At 54.9% G+C, this 16,801-nt stretch carries 13 protein-coding genes; 12 read left to right on the forward strand and 1 reads right to left on the reverse strand.

Features of this window, described 5'->3' with window-relative positions; translation table 11 throughout:
• The first annotated feature begins 8 nt into the window (after window positions 1–8).
• The 11 genes from AH68_RS02755 to AH68_RS02805 all read left to right on the forward strand — a co-directional run bounded on the left by AH68_RS02755 (window position 9) and on the right by AH68_RS02805 (window position 13,618).
• The gene (locus AH68_RS02755) at window positions 9–1,187 is read left to right on the forward strand and encodes an ABC transporter substrate-binding protein (RefSeq protein ID WP_039197440.1); all 1,179 of its coding nucleotides are present in this window, start codon (window positions 9–11) and stop codon (window positions 1,185–1,187) included.
• A gap of 114 nt (window positions 1,188–1,301) precedes the next feature.
• Window positions 1,302–3,116, forward strand: a complete 1,815-nt coding sequence (locus AH68_RS02760; RefSeq protein ID WP_039197442.1) for an ABC transporter permease — start codon at window positions 1,302–1,304, stop codon at window positions 3,114–3,116.
• A gap of 3 nt (window positions 3,117–3,119) precedes the next feature.
• Complete coding sequence (locus AH68_RS02765) at window positions 3,120–4,943, forward strand: ATP-binding cassette domain-containing protein (protein ID WP_039197444.1); 1,824 nt, start codon at window positions 3,120–3,122, stop codon at window positions 4,941–4,943.
• 48 nt (window positions 4,944–4,991) lie between these two features.
• Window positions 4,992–5,171, forward strand: a complete 180-nt coding sequence (locus tag AH68_RS02770) for a hypothetical protein (RefSeq protein WP_039197446.1) — start codon at window positions 4,992–4,994, stop codon at window positions 5,169–5,171.
• A 212-nt stretch (window positions 5,172–5,383) separates the two neighbouring features.
• Window positions 5,384–6,622 carry a trans-sulfuration enzyme family protein gene (locus tag AH68_RS02775; protein ID WP_039197448.1) on the forward strand — a complete coding sequence of 413 codons (1,239 nt, stop codon included), beginning with the start codon at window positions 5,384–5,386 and terminating at the stop codon, window positions 6,620–6,622.
• A gap of 96 nt (window positions 6,623–6,718) precedes the next feature.
• Complete coding sequence (locus AH68_RS02780; protein ID WP_039197451.1) at window positions 6,719–8,029, forward strand: O-acetylhomoserine aminocarboxypropyltransferase/cysteine synthase family protein; 1,311 nt, start codon at window positions 6,719–6,721, stop codon at window positions 8,027–8,029.
• Between the two features lie 383 nt (window positions 8,030–8,412).
• Entirely contained in the window at window positions 8,413–8,673 is a 261-nt protein-coding gene (locus tag AH68_RS02785) for a mycoredoxin (RefSeq protein WP_039197453.1), read from the forward strand.
• 232 nt (window positions 8,674–8,905) lie between these two features.
• Window positions 8,906–9,805, forward strand: a complete 900-nt coding sequence (locus tag AH68_RS02790; protein WP_033501366.1) for an SPFH domain-containing protein — start codon at window positions 8,906–8,908, stop codon at window positions 9,803–9,805.
• A gap of 431 nt (window positions 9,806–10,236) precedes the next feature.
• Window positions 10,237–10,971, forward strand: coding sequence for an ABC transporter ATP-binding protein (locus AH68_RS02795; protein WP_173405838.1), 735 nt, complete (start codon window positions 10,237–10,239; stop codon window positions 10,969–10,971).
• A 23-nt stretch (window positions 10,972–10,994) separates the two neighbouring features.
• Window positions 10,995–12,143 (forward strand): COG1361 S-layer family protein, encoded by a 1,149-nt coding sequence (locus tag AH68_RS02800; RefSeq protein ID WP_039197455.1) that lies wholly within the window; start codon window positions 10,995–10,997, stop codon window positions 12,141–12,143.
• A 2-nt stretch (window positions 12,144–12,145) separates the two neighbouring features.
• Window positions 12,146–13,618, forward strand: coding sequence for an ABC transporter permease (locus AH68_RS02805; RefSeq protein WP_039197457.1), 1,473 nt, complete (start codon window positions 12,146–12,148; stop codon window positions 13,616–13,618).
• 101 nt (window positions 13,619–13,719) lie between these two features.
• Here the strand turns inward: AH68_RS02805 and AH68_RS02810 are convergent, their stop codons facing one another.
• Window positions 13,720–15,636 (reverse strand): 1-deoxy-D-xylulose-5-phosphate synthase, encoded by a 1,917-nt coding sequence (locus tag AH68_RS02810; protein ID WP_039197460.1) that lies wholly within the window; start codon window positions 15,634–15,636, stop codon window positions 13,720–13,722.
• Window positions 15,637–15,807: 171 nt separating this feature from the next.
• Between AH68_RS02810 and AH68_RS02815 the strand changes: the two genes are divergently transcribed.
• Entirely contained in the window at window positions 15,808–16,797 is a 990-nt protein-coding gene (locus AH68_RS02815) for a zinc-binding dehydrogenase (RefSeq protein WP_039197462.1), read from the forward strand.
• Window positions 16,798–16,801 lie beyond the last annotated feature (4 nt).

Consider the following 16,801-nt stretch of genomic DNA (forward strand, 5'->3'; position numbering starts at 1 on the left):
TGTTGATTATGTCGTTGAAGGTAACTGCGAAGAAAGCATTGGTCGCACTGGCCGCGGTTGGTGTGCTGTCAAGCCTGTCCGCATGTGGTTTGGGTGGAGACAATGCCAACTCCTCGTCCGCATCCAATGATTCCGATACGGTGAACATCGGCGTGCTGTACCCGAAAACAGGCCAGTATGCCGAATACGGCAAGATGTTCCAGCAGGGACTTGATTTGGCCGTCGAAAAAGTGAATGCCGACGGTGGCGTGCAAGGCAAGAAACTCGGTCTAAAATACTACGACACGCAGTCCGATGCCAAACAGGACGCTTCCGTAGCGCCGAAGATCGCCGCCGACCAATCGATTATCGCGGTGGTGGGCGATTATACCTCTCCGGCTTCCTCGGCGGCTTCTCCGACTTTCCAGCAGGCGGGTCTTGTGCACTACGGCTTCAATAATTCCGCGCCGACGTTCACTGACACCGGTGACCATGTGTGGACGCCGCAGATTGGCCAGGACATCCAGCAGAAGGCCAATGCCGACATTGTTGCCAAGCATGCGAAGAAGATTTCCGTGGTCTACATCGAAAACGATTGGGGCAAGCAGGCCTACCAGTATTTCAAGGAGGAAGCGGAGAAGCAGGGTGTTGAAATCGCCTACGAATCTTCCTATCTGCCTGATTCAACTGATCTTTCCCCGATTCTGATTCCCGCACGCGACGCCCAGCCTGATGCCGTCGTCGATATCGGTTACGGTCCGGACGGCGCTCTGGTCATCAACACGTTGCGAGACAAGCTTGGCTTCACGGGCGAGTATTTCGGCGGTCAGGAGACCAGCGAGTTCTTGAACCTTGCGGGCAAGAACGCCGAAGGCGCCATTATCACCGGCTGCTTCTCCGCCGAAGGTACCAAGGATGAGAAGGCGCAACAGTTCGTCAAGGACTTCAACGCTAAGTATGGTAAGAATCCGGGCAACTTCGAAGTGACCGCATACCAGTCGATTATTGATCTGGCGTACGCGGCTAACAAGGAGGGCGCAACCCGCGATGGCATTCAGAAGGGATTGCAGACCATCACTGATTTCCCCCTGTACCAAGGCAACGGCGGCACGTTCAAGTTCAACCAGAAGACGCGCAGGGCCGACGATATCGATCCGATTCTGCTGATTGTCAAGGATGGCAAGTTCGTGCAGTATGACGGCGAATGATGAACTGCCGGGAATGCCGGATTCCATCATGACGTGAATTCGGCATTCCCGGTTTTGCCGTTGAAAAGCGTGCGGAAACGTTGAGGAACGTGGAGTGATCGGAAGAGAAAACAGATGATAGATACGTTATTTTCAGGGCTGATTCACGGCAGCGCCTACGCGCTGGTCGCGGTCGGCATGTCACTGGTGTTCGGTGTAGCGAATGTCACCAACTTCGCCCAAGGATCATTGGTGGCTGTCGGTATGATGATGGCATGGTGGCTGGGTTCATCGCTTGGTTGGGGCATCGTGCCAACGGTCATCGTGGTGGTACTGGTCACCGCATTGCTGGGATTGCTGCTTAATATAGCGGTGATTTCGCCGCTTGAAGGGCGCAAGCCGATTGCCGCGTTGCTGGCGACCATCGGCGTCGGTCAGATTCTTGACAATGGTTTGCAGATTATTTTCGGACCGCAGACACGCCCGTTTCCTAAGCTGCTTGATACCTATAATTTCCAGGCATTCGGTGTGCGTTTCGGCACGTCTGACGTGGTTATGGTCATTTTTGCGATTGCTTCCATGCTTGCGCTATGGGCGTTCCTGAAATTCGGTAAAACCGGTCAGGCCATTCGGGCCACTTCGCAGGATTCAGAAGCCGCGCGGCAGATGGGCATTCCAGTACGTTCCATTCGTAACATTTCATTTGTCATCGGAGCGGTACTTGCAGGTGTTTCCGGTATTTTCGTTGGCTTGTTCAACGGCAACATCAACCCGGCGAACGGTGGAACCATCGGCATGACCGCGTTCGTTGCGGCCACCATTGGCGGTCTTGGATCCATTCCGGGGGCCCTTGCCGGTGGCGTGGTGCTCGGCGTGGTTGAAGCATTGGGTATCTCCTGGCTGGGCGACGGCGCTCATGACCTCATCACTTTCGGCGCGCTGTTGATCATTCTGATTGTGCGTCCGCAGGGCTTACTCGGCAAGAATGTCGATGTTAAATCCGAACCGCTTACCGGCACGTTCCTCGGTGGTGGCCGACCGATCACCTTGCCGTGGTGGGGCAATCTCATCGGCGCGGTGGTGCTGCTCACAACCCCGTTCTTCTTCAACGACTACCTGTCCGGTATCGGTACCCAAGTCGCGATTTATGCGATTGCGGCGGTCGGTCTGACGCTGATTTCCGGTTCCGCGGGCCAAACGATTCTCGGCATGGCCGGTCCGTTCGCGGTTGGCGCTTACGCTTCGGCCATTCTGACCACGCAATTGCACTGGCCGTTCCTGTTGGCTCTGATCGCCGCTGGTCTGATCGCGGCCATCGCCGCCAGCGTCCTCACCTTCCCCGTGTGGAAGCTTGCCGGTCATTATGTGGCCATCGCCACTATCGGCGTCGGCTATGTGATGGTCGCCATTATTCGACTGGCCGAGCCGTTGACCAAGGGTTCTCTTGGCATTCAGGGCATTCCGTTCCCGAACGTGTTAGGACAGCCGCTATACACCCAGCAAATGCAGTACCTGCTTGACATCATTGTGCTGTTGGTCGCATTGGTGGTAGTCAGCCGCATTCGTTCCTCGCATCTGGGGCATGTGTTTGAAGCCATCGGTTCCGATCAGGATGCCGCTGAGGCATTGAGTATCCGAACCGGTGCCTATAAGGCGCTCGCTTACGCGTTGGCGGCGTTCTTCGCAGGATTGGCCGGCTCTCTTCTGGCGCATCAATACACGTACATCGATCCGACGATTTTCAACGTCAACATGTCGTTGCTGATTTTGACGGTGATTGTGATGGGTGGCATGAATTCGCCGCTTGGCGCCGTGCTCGGCTCCGTCATTCTGATTGGCGGCCCGGAATTGCTTCGTTTTGCATCTGACACGCGCGTGCTGCTGTATGGCGTGCTGCTGGTGCTCGTCATTATGTTCCGACCGCAGGGTCTTTTCGCAAAGAAGGTGTGAGCAATGACTTTGCCATTCAATAACGCAAATATCGACGAAGCAGTCAAAAAAGTGCCGATCGATAAAGAGGATCTGCATGGCGAAGGCGATATCGTGGCTTTCGCAGCAGAGCATCGTCGTGCCGTACTTGATGCGCCTGCCGTACTGCAGGTACGTAACTTGAGCAAATCCTTCAATGGTCTGAAAGCAGTCAATAATATTTCGTTCGATTTGCATCAGGGCGAAGTGGTGTCGATTATCGGACCGAACGGATCCGGAAAATCGACGACCATCAATCTGATTTCCGGTTTCATTAAACCTGATTCCGGATTGATTGATATTGATAGCGAAACCGTTGCCGGATTGAGCGTGCCCGATATTTCCGAACGCGGCTTGGCGCGTACGTTCCAGAATGGTCGAGTGTTCGGCGGATTGACGGTTGATGAAAATGTCGCGCTGGGCTTCCACAAGCGGCTCAATGCGCAGCGTCCATTCAAGCAGGTGCAGCGGTATCCGATCATTCGCTGGTTGTCGTTGTTGGGGGAGACGGCGGTCGCGTTGGTGCCGGGGCCGAAGACCAGAAGCGAGAAGCAGGATGTAAACGAACGTGTCGAACGTGAAGTCGACCGTTTCAAGGAGCGTCTTGGTAATCGTCGCAACGACTACACCTACACGTTGTCGTACGCGAATCGTCGACGCACCGAAATCGCACGCGCGCATATCAGCGAACCGAAACTGCTGCTGCTTGACGAACCGACCGCAGGCATGAACCAGTCCGAAACCGCCGAAGTATTGCAGCAGCTGCAGCATCTGAAAGCGCAAGGGCACACCATTCTGCTGGTCGAACACAAAATCGAACTGGTCACGGCATTATCTGACCATGTGATCGCCATGGATGGCGGCAAAATCATCGCATTCGACGAGCCTGATGAGGTACGCAACAATCCGCAGGTGGTTGAAGCATACTTGGGCAAGCGTAATGAAATCCGTAAAACCACGGCTGCAGGCGGTCAGAAAGACATTCTCGCCAAACAGAACGCCATTGAAGCCGCGGATGCTGTGAATGGCGTCGCTTCTGTGAGCGAACTGAGTGCTGATCGAGATGTGAAATCGTCTTATGCTCAGCCGCTGCTCACGCTTGACAATGTCGATATTTTTTACGGTCAGGTGCACGCATTGCAGGGGGTGTCTATTGACATACCGAAAGGTGCCATCGTCTCACTGCTGGGTGGTAACGCTTCCGGCAAATCGACCACGATGAAAACGATTCTTGGCTTGAAGCAGCCGAAGAATGGCACGTTGACATATGAGGGCAACGACATCACCGCGCTGTCCACTCGCCATCGCGTGCAGGCCGGTATTGCCGCGGTGCCTGAGGCAAGGCGCATTTTCCCAGCCATGACGGTAGAGGAGAATCTGCTGACGGGCGCATACACGCGCAAGCGCGGCGGCGATATTGCGGGCGATGTGGAGCAGATGTACGAGCGTTTCCCGCGGTTGAAGGAACGTCGCACGCAGCAGGCGGGAACCATGAGTGGCGGCGAACAGCAGATGCTCGCCTTTGCGCGTGCGCTGATGAGCCATCCGAAAATCATCTGCATGGATGAGCCAACTATGGGCCTGTCTCCAAAACTGGTGGAGTACGTGCTTGAGCAGATCGCCAAGCTGCGCGACGAGCTGGGCGTGTCCGTGCTCATGGTGGAACAGCAGGCCGAACTCGCCTTGTCCATCGCCGACTATGGCTATGTGCTGCAAAACGGCCGTATTCGACTGCGTGGCAAAGCTTCCGATCTGCTGCACAATCCTGCGGTGCAGGAAGCCTACCTGGGTGGCGCATCCGAGACGTGATCGCGGTTTGCTTTTCATCGGATACGGTTTTTGATTCAAGGAGAAATAATGGCGGAACAGCAGCGTGTTGCAGTGGTGACCGGTACGGCCGGAGGCGTTGGCGGGCGATTGGCGTGCACTCTTGCGACAGAAGGATGGCATGTGTTTGCTGCGGTGCCTGCAGACGCGCATCTGACCAATGTGGATTTGCGTCCACGGCAGGAAGTCTCCACCAAATTCAATGTGTGACATTGCCATGTGCATATGGGCAATGATCATTCTCGAGCGTTATGCGAAGAATCGATAGCGCTTTCAAAAACCGCATGATTACGCGGCTTTGTCAAAAGACCATAACCAAAGTCTATAGGCAAAGCCGCGTTTCTTTGCCGCATCCGTTGTTCAATGACGGTTGAGATCGCATGAAAGGCATGCGACTGACCTGACCCGAGGGGGTGCACATCATGACCAGATTCAACACTCAGCTTGTTCACGGACTGCCGGTCAACGACAATAACACCGGAGCCGTGAATCCGCCGATCTACAACTCGTCCACTTATGCTTTCGAATCGGTTGAGACCATGCCCCGTTGGGATTATGCGCGCAGCGGCAATCCGACCCGCGAATTCTTGGAACAGCAGATCGCACAGCTTGAGCATGGCACACGCGGATTCGCCTTCGGGTCCGGCTTGGCCGCCATTCACGCGGTGCTGTCCATCTTCCAGCCGGGCGATCGCATTGTGGTCGGCAAGAATATCTACGGCGGCACCTATTCGCTGCTGAACGAATATTTCGCACATTGGGGCGTGCTTGTGGAAGCGGTGGACACGGCTGATTACGAAGCGCTCGACGAAGCGGTTTCCGGCCGTTCCTCCGAGGGGGCTTCTCATGCACGCCCCGCTAAGGCTGTGTATTACGAGGTGCTCACCAATCCGCTGTTGCAAGTCAACAATGTGACCCGTATTTCCGAAGTGGCTCACCGCTATGGCGCGCTGTCAATCGTCGATAACACGTTCGTGACGCCGTATCTGCAGCAGCCGCTCGATTTGGGTGCTGACATTGTGATTCATTCCGCCACCAAGTATTTGGCCGGACATTCCGAAGTGAACGCCGGACTGGTGGTGGTCAAGAATGACGAACTCGGTCAGAAGATTTATTTCGCTCAGAATCGTCTCGGAGGCGTGCTCGCGCCGGTCGAATGCGATGCGGTGCGTCGTGGCATCCAAACGTTGGCGTTGCGTATGGAACGTCAGCAGGAGAATGCCCGCGCGGTGGCGAACTACCTGTTGCTGCATCCTCTGGTGAAAGCCGTGCACTATCCGGGGCTGCCCGGCCACGAGTATGAGCTTGAATCCAATGGTCTGAAGGGTGCCGGTGGCGTGCTGAGTTTCGAAGTCGTGCCGGGCATGAACCCCGCCGATGTGCTCAACAACCTGAACATCTTCCATCTGGCCGTCTCGCTTGGAGCGGTGGAGAGCCTCGCCGAACTGCCGTGCCGCATGACCCATTTCGAACTGCCTCGCGAGGAGCGCCTGAAAGTCGGCATCACCGATGAACTGGTGCGTTTGGCTGTGGGCATTGAAGACAAACAGGATTTGATCGAGGATCTTGGTCAGGCTTTCGATATCGCCTACGAGCGGTATCTGCAGCGCCACGAGGGCGAAGATCTGTTCGCAGCCGTGGCCCAGCATGTGTATGCATAGGCCGTTATTTCCACCATTCATGCATTGAAGAGCGGCGAAACACGCATTCCTCAACGCCGAGTTGATTGAAAAGCAACAAGGAGAGTATGTACCACCATGACCACTGCAACGGAGACTGGCTGTTTTGAAACCAGAGCGATTCATGCCGGCTATGACCGGCAAACCAATGCGGATGCGGTAAGTGTGCCCATCTACGCTTCGGCTGCATTTGATTTGGAAAACGCCCGCCGCGGCGACGCCTTGGCCGGCGGATCGTTGCCTGGTTTTGAATACTCGCGTGTGGCCAATCCTACGGTGGATGCATTGGAACGGCGGCTCACATCCTTGGAAGGCGGTGTCGGCGCCGTCGCATTGTCTTCCGGTATGGCGGCGGTGAGCTATGCTCTCATGTGTGTGGCCGAGGGCGGCGGCCGGATCGTTGCCCCCGTCAACCTGTATGGGGCTTCCGTTGACGCATTAGGCGATTTTCTGCCGAAATTCGGTATTTACGGTGATTTTGTAAGCGATATCAACGATCTCGCGTCGGTGGAAGCTGTGATTGGTCCAGACACCAAAGCGATTTTCACGGAGTCTGTTGCCAATCCAAGCACCGCCGTTGCCGATATCGAAGGGCTTGCCGATCTTGCGCATAAGCATGGCATTCCGCTGATTGTCGATAATACGGTTCCCACACCGTATTTGCTGCGTCCGATTGAATTTGGAGCCGATATCGTGGTGCACTCCACCACCAAGGGTATTACCGGCCATGGCAATGCCCTTGGCGGAGTGGTCGTGGATGCGGGCCGTTTCGACTGGAACAATGGCAGATTCCCGCAGTTCACGCGTGAGGAATTGGTGATCAGCGACCAGCGTGCCGGCGAATGGCACAGTTTCCACAGCAGGTTCGGCAATCAGGCGTTCATCAAACGTATTCGCATCAAATATCTGCGCACGTTTGGTGCCGTGCAAAGCCCATTCAACGCATACATGCAGTTGATTGGTTTAGAGACGTTGACCGTCCGTGAAAAGCAGGAAGTTGCTTCTGCAACTGCGATTGCCAAGCATCTGACGACATTGTCTCATGTCACGTCCGTGAATTATGCGGCGCTCGAAGATTCCCCGACCTATGATCTGGCGCGCAAATATCTGCCGAACGGTATCGGCACGATTCTGTCATTCACTGTCGAAGGCGACGGAAGCAATGTCGAACGTATTCTCGACGCGACGAAGGTCTTCTCATATGTGCCGAACATCGGTGATTCGCGCTCACTGATTGTCAACCCGACGAAGGTGACGCACCGTGAGGTGCCTGCCGATTATTACGACGCGGCGGGCGTGAGCGACAATCTCATCCGTCTGTCGATTGGTTTGGAAAATGTCGACGATCTGATCGCTGACCTTGACCAGGCGATTGCCGGGGCGTACTGAGTTTTTCAATTGTGTATCTGATGATATTTGCAGATGCATGGCTTTCTGTAGCCGTATTTCGTTATGTTTCGGGATAATGATGTTAGGGGAAAGAGCGACTGGAACAGGTAAGGATAGTTCGGAAGCGCATACGAATTTGCTTGGTAATGGATCCGTTCCCAATGGCGTGGCATCATCGTTGATTTCCTTGGTTATTGGTGTAGTCCTTATATGGGCGTAGTGCATATGGCCGTTCAAGATGTATATGACATGCAGCATGGCCATCTTGTCGAATATGGAGCTGTCGGTTCCGTGTTACGACACCCTAAAGACGCGTATACGAAAATGTTGCTTGAGGCATCGCCTAAATTTGATGGGATTAATGCATCGTAAGGAGTGATTTTATGACTGATAAAACGGCAATCGATTTCTATGGAGCCGACTGGTGCGGCGACTGCCGCCGAGCCAAGGCGGCATTGGACCGTTTCGGGGTCGCCTACAGCCTTCATGATATCGAGCATGAGGATGGTGCTGCAGAGAAGGCCATTGCGATCAGCGGACAGCAGCACATTCCCGTGATTCGGTTCGCTGCCGATGGCTCATGGCTGGTGGAGCCTTCGGCCACACAGTTGCAAGCCAAATGCAAGGAGCTCGGCCTGATCTGATTCAACATTTCGTATGCCATCTCACGAGCCGGACAACGGAATTGTCTCCTGTTCGGCTCGTAGACGTATATGGGCCGGCTTCCGAATGGACTTTGCCCAGCTCGCGGACATTGTCTGCACGTGATTGCATTCTTTGGTAAATTTTTGCTTGGGTTCGGCAATAGTTGCAGAGCCTACGGAAAGCCGTCAATCAACAGGCTTTCGAGAGAAAACCAAAGAAGGGAGTAATGCCATGCCGTTCCTTATTACGCTCCTTGTCATTGCACTTATCATCGCTTTTCTGTTCCTGTCCGCGTTGTTCATCGTGCCGCAGCAGCAGGCCTACATCATCGAACGTTTCGGCAAGTTCAACAAGGTACAGTTTGCCGGCATTCATATACGAATCCCGTTCGTGGATCGCATCGCCATGAAAACCAACATGCGTGTCAACCAGCTCAACGTGCAGTTGGAAACCAAAACGCTCGACAACGTGTTCGTCACCGTGGTGGCCTCTACCCAGTTTCGTGTCGATCCCAGCAATGTGGCGACCGCATACTACGAGCTGCGCGATCCGGCCGGCCAGCTGCGCTCCTATATGGAGGATGCGCTTCGTTCCGCCATTCCTGCGTTGTCTTTGGATGATGCCTTCTCCCGTAAGGACGATGTGGCTTTCGACGTGCAGAAGACTGTCGGCAACGAAATGTCCCGCTTCGGCTTCACCGTGGTCAAAACGCTGATTACCGCCATCGATCCGAGTCCGCAGGTCAAAAACGCCATGGACTCCATCAACGCTGCCCAGCGTGAGAAGGAAGCCACGCGTCAGCGTGCCGAAGCCCAGCGTATTCAGATTGAGACCCAGGCGGCCGCCGAGGCTGAGAAGACGCGCCTTCAGGGTGAGGGCCAGGCTAATTATCGTCGTGAGATCGCCAACGGTATCGTCGACCAGATTAAGAGTCTGCAGGCTGTCGGCATGAATGTGAACGACGTGAACAATGTGGTGCTGTTCAACCAGTATCTCGACACCATGCGTAATCTTGCCTCGTCGCAGAACGCGAAGACGGTAGTGTTGCCTGCTTCGACGCCTGGTGGTTTCAATGAGATGCGCGACCAGATCATCCAGGCCATGATGTCCGCGGACGAAGCTGCGAAATAGTCGCACAATAACCGCAACGTCATATTGAATGGCATTGACACCAAGTGGGGGGCATCCCGTAAAGGACGTCCCCCACTTGCGTGTGATGCTGATATGGTTTTGCTTGCCTCTACAGCAGATGGGCCATGCATAGCGTCAGCTTAATCGTGCGATATGCGAATGGCGCTTCCAATGACATCATCCGAATGTCTTCCTCGTTGTTTTCATTCTATTTTTGCGAGATTCTGTGATTTTGCTATATGGAACGAAATGAAGTGATTTCGGCACGAAACATGAAATCCATCCCTGTTTGGAGTTGTTCACGAGGGTGTTATGCGTGAGCTTGGCTATCTCGGGGTGTTCCCCTAAGGGATGCGAAGAACGAGGAAACAGTATAGACTCGGTTACGGATCAAGCGCGTTAGACGCCGTATGGGGAAGGCAAAGAAGACTATGGCGAATATTGAAGGGCAAGAGTCGGTGATGGGGACGCGCAGACCCATCATCGAAGTGAAGAACCTGCGTAAGGAGTATCCGGTGCTCGACGAGACCGTCGTGGCGTTGGACCGTATCAATCTCACCATTCCGCAAGGTCAGATCTGCTGTATTTATGGCGAATCCGGTTCCGGCAAATCCACTCTGCTCAACCAGCTTGCCGGTATGGAAAAACCAACCAAGGGCGGCGTGCGCATCAGGGGAGTGCCCATCTCCCGTCTAGACGAACGGCAGCTGGCGGAATTCAGACAGAAGCATCTCGGTTTCGTATTCCAGTCATACAATCTGCTGCCCAATCTGACCGCCGTCGAAAACGTGGCAATGCCGTTGATGTTCCAAGGCATGCCAAAAAACAAACGCGAGACAATCGCCAAGAAAATGCTGAAACGAGTAGGGCTCGGCAAACGCATGAACCACTATCCGACGCAAATGTCAGGCGGTCAGCAGCAGCGCGTCGGCATTGCGCGAGCGTTCGCATCGCGGCCGCAAGTCGTATTCGCCGACGAACCGACCGGCAATCTCGATTCCAAAACCAAAAACGACGTGATGGACATGATCTGCGCGTTCGCACGAGACCTGAACCAAACCATCGTGCTCGTCACGCACGATGACAATATGGCGCAATATGCCGATCGTATCGTCACGTTGCTTGACGGGCGCATCATCGATGACCGTCTGGTGAATAACGCATGACAGCAAGAAGAGAAGGGAAAACCATGAATAAAGGCAGCCATTCCGCAAAATTCATCAACATGGTCATCGCACTGGTGGCATCCGCCGTCATCGCGTTAACCTGCATCGTGCCGACGGCGCTCGCCGAAGACGGCGATGGCACGGACGCCGGCAACGGTGGTTCCACCGTGCAGCTGGCGGGTCCGGTACCGAATATCATCATCACCAACTTCACGTATGGTGACGGCTCCGTGGCGGTCGGCACGAGTTTCGATCTGGGCTTCACCTTCCAGAACATGGGTAAGGTCGCGGTCAGCAATATGGTCGTGACTGTTGACGGCGGCGAGAATTTCGCCATTTCCGGCGGTACGAACACGTTCTATTACGATTCGCTATGGGCGGGTTACTCGCTGACGCAGACCGTGCCCATGCAGGTGCTGTCGAGCGCGAAGAACGGTGCGCAGGGCATCGATATCAACTTCAAATACGAGTATGTCGATGGCGACACCCGCAACTCCAACACTTCGGATATTAAGATTTCCATACCGGTTTCACAGCCTGACCGCTTCGAACTGGGTGATCCCGTGCTTCCCAACACCATCAATGCGGGTGAGGAATCCACTATTTCCATGGAATATGTGAACAAGGGCAAGGGGGATGTGTCCAACGTCGAAGCGTCCATCGAGGGCGACGGCATCACCGCCACGCAAGCCACACAGTATATCGGCAATGTGGCATCCGGTGCTTCCGGCTCCATTGGATTCGCTTTCACCGCTGATGCGGCCGGCGAATATGATGCCAAGCTGAAGGTGACGTACGAGGATGCCAATGGCCAGCAGCAGAGCAAGGAATCGCCGGTGAAGATCACTGTGTCTGAGGCACCGGCCCCCGTTGATCCAGGCACGGATGTTGGCCCGCAGGAAAACCAGGGCGTTCCGGCTTGGGTGTGGATTGTCGTTGCTGCGACTGTCGTTGCTGTGATCGCCATTGTGGTCGTAGTGGTTGTGCGTCGCCGCAAGAAGGCGAAGAAGGCAGCCGAAGATGATGATTGGGATTGGGATCCCACCGATTCGCATGCCGGCACTGATGCTGATGACACTGCCGATACGGCTGATACCACGGCTGGCACCACGGCAGGCGCTATTGATGCGCCGACCCAGGTGATTGATTCCGTGCCCTCCGTCAAGGAGTGAGCATGCGTTTTTCGGATATCGCACGTTCGTGCATGCAGAATCTGCTGCGTCGCAAATCACGTACGGTTCTTACGGTGCTCGGTGTGATCGTCGGCTGCTGTTCGATCGTGCTCATGATTTCCATTGGCCAGGGCATCAACGAACAGAACGAGCAGATGCTCAAAAACATGGGCAACCTGAACGACATCACCGTATATGCGGACGGCGGAGGTTCGCATTCCACGGCACCGTCATCCAGCATGAGCGGTGCTGGCAGCGAACAGGCGAAACTCGACGATGACGCCGTGCAGAATTTCCGCAGCATTGCCGGTGTGTCTGGAGTGCTTCCACAGAAAACGATGTCATACAGTGTGGATGCCACGCAAGGAGCTGGTTCCCGGTATGTGTCGCAATATGTCAACGTGGTGGGAGTCGACGCCACGCAATTGGAAGAATCCGGCTATAAATTGGCCAGTGGACGTCTTCCGATGCGTGCCGGCGAAGTATTGGCGGGCAAATCCTTCGTGTATTCGTTCTACGACAAGTATGCGTCAGATCCGAGCAATCATCGTATAGAAGCGGGCGGTTATTACTGTGATGAGCACGGTTGCTCCGAATCCGAAGGCGAAGACCCGTTCTTCGATATGCTGAACTCCAAAATCACACTGATCACCGGAGCCAACTACCAAAGTCCCGACGACTACCGCAAGGTGGGCAGCGGATCCGTGGCGTCATCCGATTCCGGCAGTGGTGAGAATTCCACCATTACCATGCCATACACTGTGGTGGGTGTCATTGATTCCTCCGCCAACAACTATGATGCGTTCACTTCCGGCATTGTGATGAGCATCGACGATATGAAAACGTTGAACACCAAAATATCGGGGGGCACCAAGGCCAACACGTCAAGCAAGGTCGTTTACGATCAGGTACTGGTGCACACCCAAGACATCAAAGACGTTGCCGACGTTGAAGCGCAAATCAAGGGCGCCGGTTATCAGACTTCCTCGTTTGAGCAAACGCGTAAGGAGATCGAAAAGCAGTCGCGGGGCATCCAGTTGGCGTTGGGTGGCATTGGTGCAGTGTCGTTCTTCGTTGCCGCGATTGGCATTGCCAACACCATGATCATGTCGGTGTCGGAACGTACTCGCGAAATCGGCATTATGAAGGCTCTCGGCTGCTATGTGCGCGATATTCGCATGATGTTCCTGTGTGAGGCTGGCGCGATTGGCTTAGTTGGCGGTGTGATCGCCTGCCTGATTTCCGCAATTGGTTCGATAGGCATCAATATGGCGTCTTTGGGTGGATTCAGTGTTGAGAATCTCGGCAAAGCGATTATGGGCGGCGACGATGTGAGTCGTATTTCGGTGATTCCATGGTGGCTTTTTGTGGTGGCCATGCTGTTTTCGATTGCCGTCGGCGTGATCGCAGGTTTCGGCCCTGCCAATAAGGCTGTGAAGATTCCGGCTTTGGATGCCATCAAGAATGATCAGTGATTGCTGATTACGGATTGCCGATTGCGTGACCGATTGCAGATTGGCGGGAATGGTCTTGCGGATATAACGACCGTTCCCGCCAATTCGCTTATGCACATTAATTATTCGTTGAGAATACCGCGAATCCGAGAGACGATGGTTGCTGTGGTCAATCCGTAACGTTCATTAAGCTCGTCAAGTGGCACTCGATCGGTGAACTCTTTGGATGCGCCGAAATTCAGCACACGAACATGAGAAGCTTTGGCATTATTGGAATTGGCATAGAATGCGGTGACCTTTTCACCCCATCCGCCTTCCAACTGGCCATCCTCCAACGTAACGACCAAACGATGCCCATCGGCAAGCATCGTCAGCAACTCGGCATCCATCGTGGAATACTGCAATGCGTCAACAAGCGTCGCAGTGATCGCAGCGTGCGTCGCATCATCTTCAGCAAGCGCCGACGTGACTTTCGCAGCCAACGGCATGGTGTTGCCGAGTCCAAGAATCGCAACATCTTTGCCGGGCTGAACAATCTGATAGCGGGCGAATGGGCATTCCCCGGCAATATTGACGGCTGGATCATGCTCTTCGGCACGCTGCAACGGGTCGAATGCCATATCGGCGGTACGCTCGAGTGAGAGAATCTGCTCGCCGGGCATACGAATCGTCACTACGCCATGGTCGGACGGACCGGTTGCCCAAGCTAGCATGTCAAGCATCTGTTCGCCGCTTGCGGGAGCCAAACAAGTCACGTCGGGAACATTGGCGAACATCGTCATATCGAATGTGCCTGAATGCGTGTTGTCGGCACCGGAAATTCCCGCACCGAAAATCAGCAGTGTGGCGGGAACATGGTTCAGCGCCAACTCTTGTTGCAGTTGGTCGAAGGTGCGCTGGAAGAACGTGGCGGAAGTCGCAAGCACGGGGCGGCCGCCTGCTTTGGCGATGCCCGCGGCGAACGCGGCCGCATGCTCTTCCGTAATGCCGGTATCAACATAATGTGCGCCCGCACGCTCGCGAAAATCTCGTGTGATGCCGTTCGATCCAGGGGTTGCGGGGGAGATGACCACCAATCCCGGTTCGCTGCTGAAACGGCGCTCCAACGCTGCCATGGCCATTTCGCCATAGTATTTACGTGCGTCGAGCGGTTTGCCGAGCGAGGCCTCCGGATCCTGCCAATGATTGGCCTCGCATTTGCCCGCATGAGGTTGAGGATTGGTCTGATTGCAGCCGTCCGAACCATTGTCGGACTCCTCGCCATCGTCGAAGCCCAAGCCTTTGGTGGTGTGAATATGCACTACGATCGGGTGGTCGATGCCTTTGACCTCGTTCAACACCTCCACCAGCGTGTCAACATCATTGCCCTGCTCCACATAGCGGTAATCCAAGCCGAATGCCTTGAACAGGTTCAGTTCCGCCGTGCCATCTGACGCACGTAATTTGGCAAGCTGGCCGTACATGCCGCCGAAATCCTCAGCGATCGACATTTCATTGTCATTGACGATGATAATGAGATTGCCGCCCTGTTCGGCAGCGTTGTTCAGTCCCTCGAAAGCGATTGCTGAACTTAAGGAACCGTCTCCGATAATGGCGATGACATTGCCGATAGCACTTTCGCCTGTTGCGGTGCGCTGCATATCGCGGGTTTTGGCGAGACCGCACGCGAGTGAAATCGAAGTGCCGGTATGGCCAAGTACAAACGAATCATGCTCGCTTTCCAACGGATTGGTGAAACCGGTCACCTCGCCGAAACGTGATTCGTCGAGATACGCTTCGGCACGTCCGGTAAGCATCTTGTGCACGTAGCTTTGGTGCGACACGTCGAAAATAAAACGGTCGTGAGGCGAGTCGAATACGCGATGCAATGCCACGGTGAGTTCCACCACGCCAAGATTCGAGCCTATATGCCCGCCATGCTTCCTGCCGTAATCAAGCAGCGTGGTGCGGATTTCAAAGCATAAGTCGCGTAATTGTTGGGCTGAAAGGGCATGTACATCCGCAGGAGTGTGAATCGAACTCAAAATGCCAGCGGTCATCGTGCGCAATCACCCTTCCCTACGATCAGTGCAACCAAGTGCGAAATCTTATCCCACTGTATGCCCCGACGAGGGTGTTTGCGGGCAAAGGAGCGCAAAGTCTTCTCAACTTGAGGCACAATAGAGGTGTTTGCAATCGTGAAAAGCCGTCATTCGCAAAGGAGCGCGAACATGAAAGCCGTATATGCCAACGGAACGAATTATGATGATCCGCTGTCCATGCTCGAAGTGGGCGATATGCCCGAACCTGAAACCAAGCCATTCTGGTCCACCATTCGTGTGAAATCAGCGAGCGTGAACCATCATGACGTGTGGAGTCTGCAAGGTGTGGGGCTTGCCGACGAGCAGACGCCGATGATCCTCGGCACCGATGCGGCTGGCGTGCTGCAAGAAGACATTCCCGTTCGCAAAGGGCTTAAGGCCGGCTCCGAAGTGGTGCTGTACACGTTCATCGGCACCGATGGGGCCGGAGTCATGCCGGGGGAGCGTCGTTCGATTCTTTCCGAACGATATGCGGGAACCATGGCCGAATGCACACAGGTGCCCAGCGCCAACGTGTTCGCCAAGCCTGAGAATCTCAACTTCGATGAGGCTGCAGCATTGGGTACCAGCTGGCTTACCGCATATTCTTTGCTGTTCACCTCGGCGAATGTGAAGCCGGGAGATACGGTGCTTGTTCAAGGTGCCGGCGGAGGCGTGTCGACCGCTGCGATCCAGCTTGCCCATGCGGCTGGATTGGAAGTGTTTGTCACCTCACGTAGTGAAGGCAAGCGCAATCGTGCACTGGAGATCGGCGCAGACGCGGTGTTCGAATCGGGTGCGCGACTGCCCCGCAAGGTGGATGCCGTCATCGAATCCGTCGGAGCGTCCACTTGGAGCCATTCCGTCAAATCCGTGCGTCCGGGAGGCACCATCGCCATCTGCGGCGCGACCACGGGCGATCAGCCTGGCGCCGAACTTACGAGAATCTTCTTCCAAGATATTCGTGTGCAAGGCAATACCATGGGTTCTCGCGAGGATTTCGCACGCCTGTTGAAATTCGTGGAACATGCCGATCTGCATCCGGTCATCGACTCCGCATATGCGATCGATGATGCGCGACTTGCGTTTTCCAAAATCGTGAATGGTGACGTTTTCGGGAAAATCCTGTTGCACATCTAGCCGA

The sequence above is a fragment of the Bifidobacterium catenulatum PV20-2 genome (genome assembly GCF_000800455.1).
Classification (GTDB): Bacteria; Actinomycetota; Actinomycetes; order Actinomycetales; family Bifidobacteriaceae; genus Bifidobacterium; species Bifidobacterium kashiwanohense_A.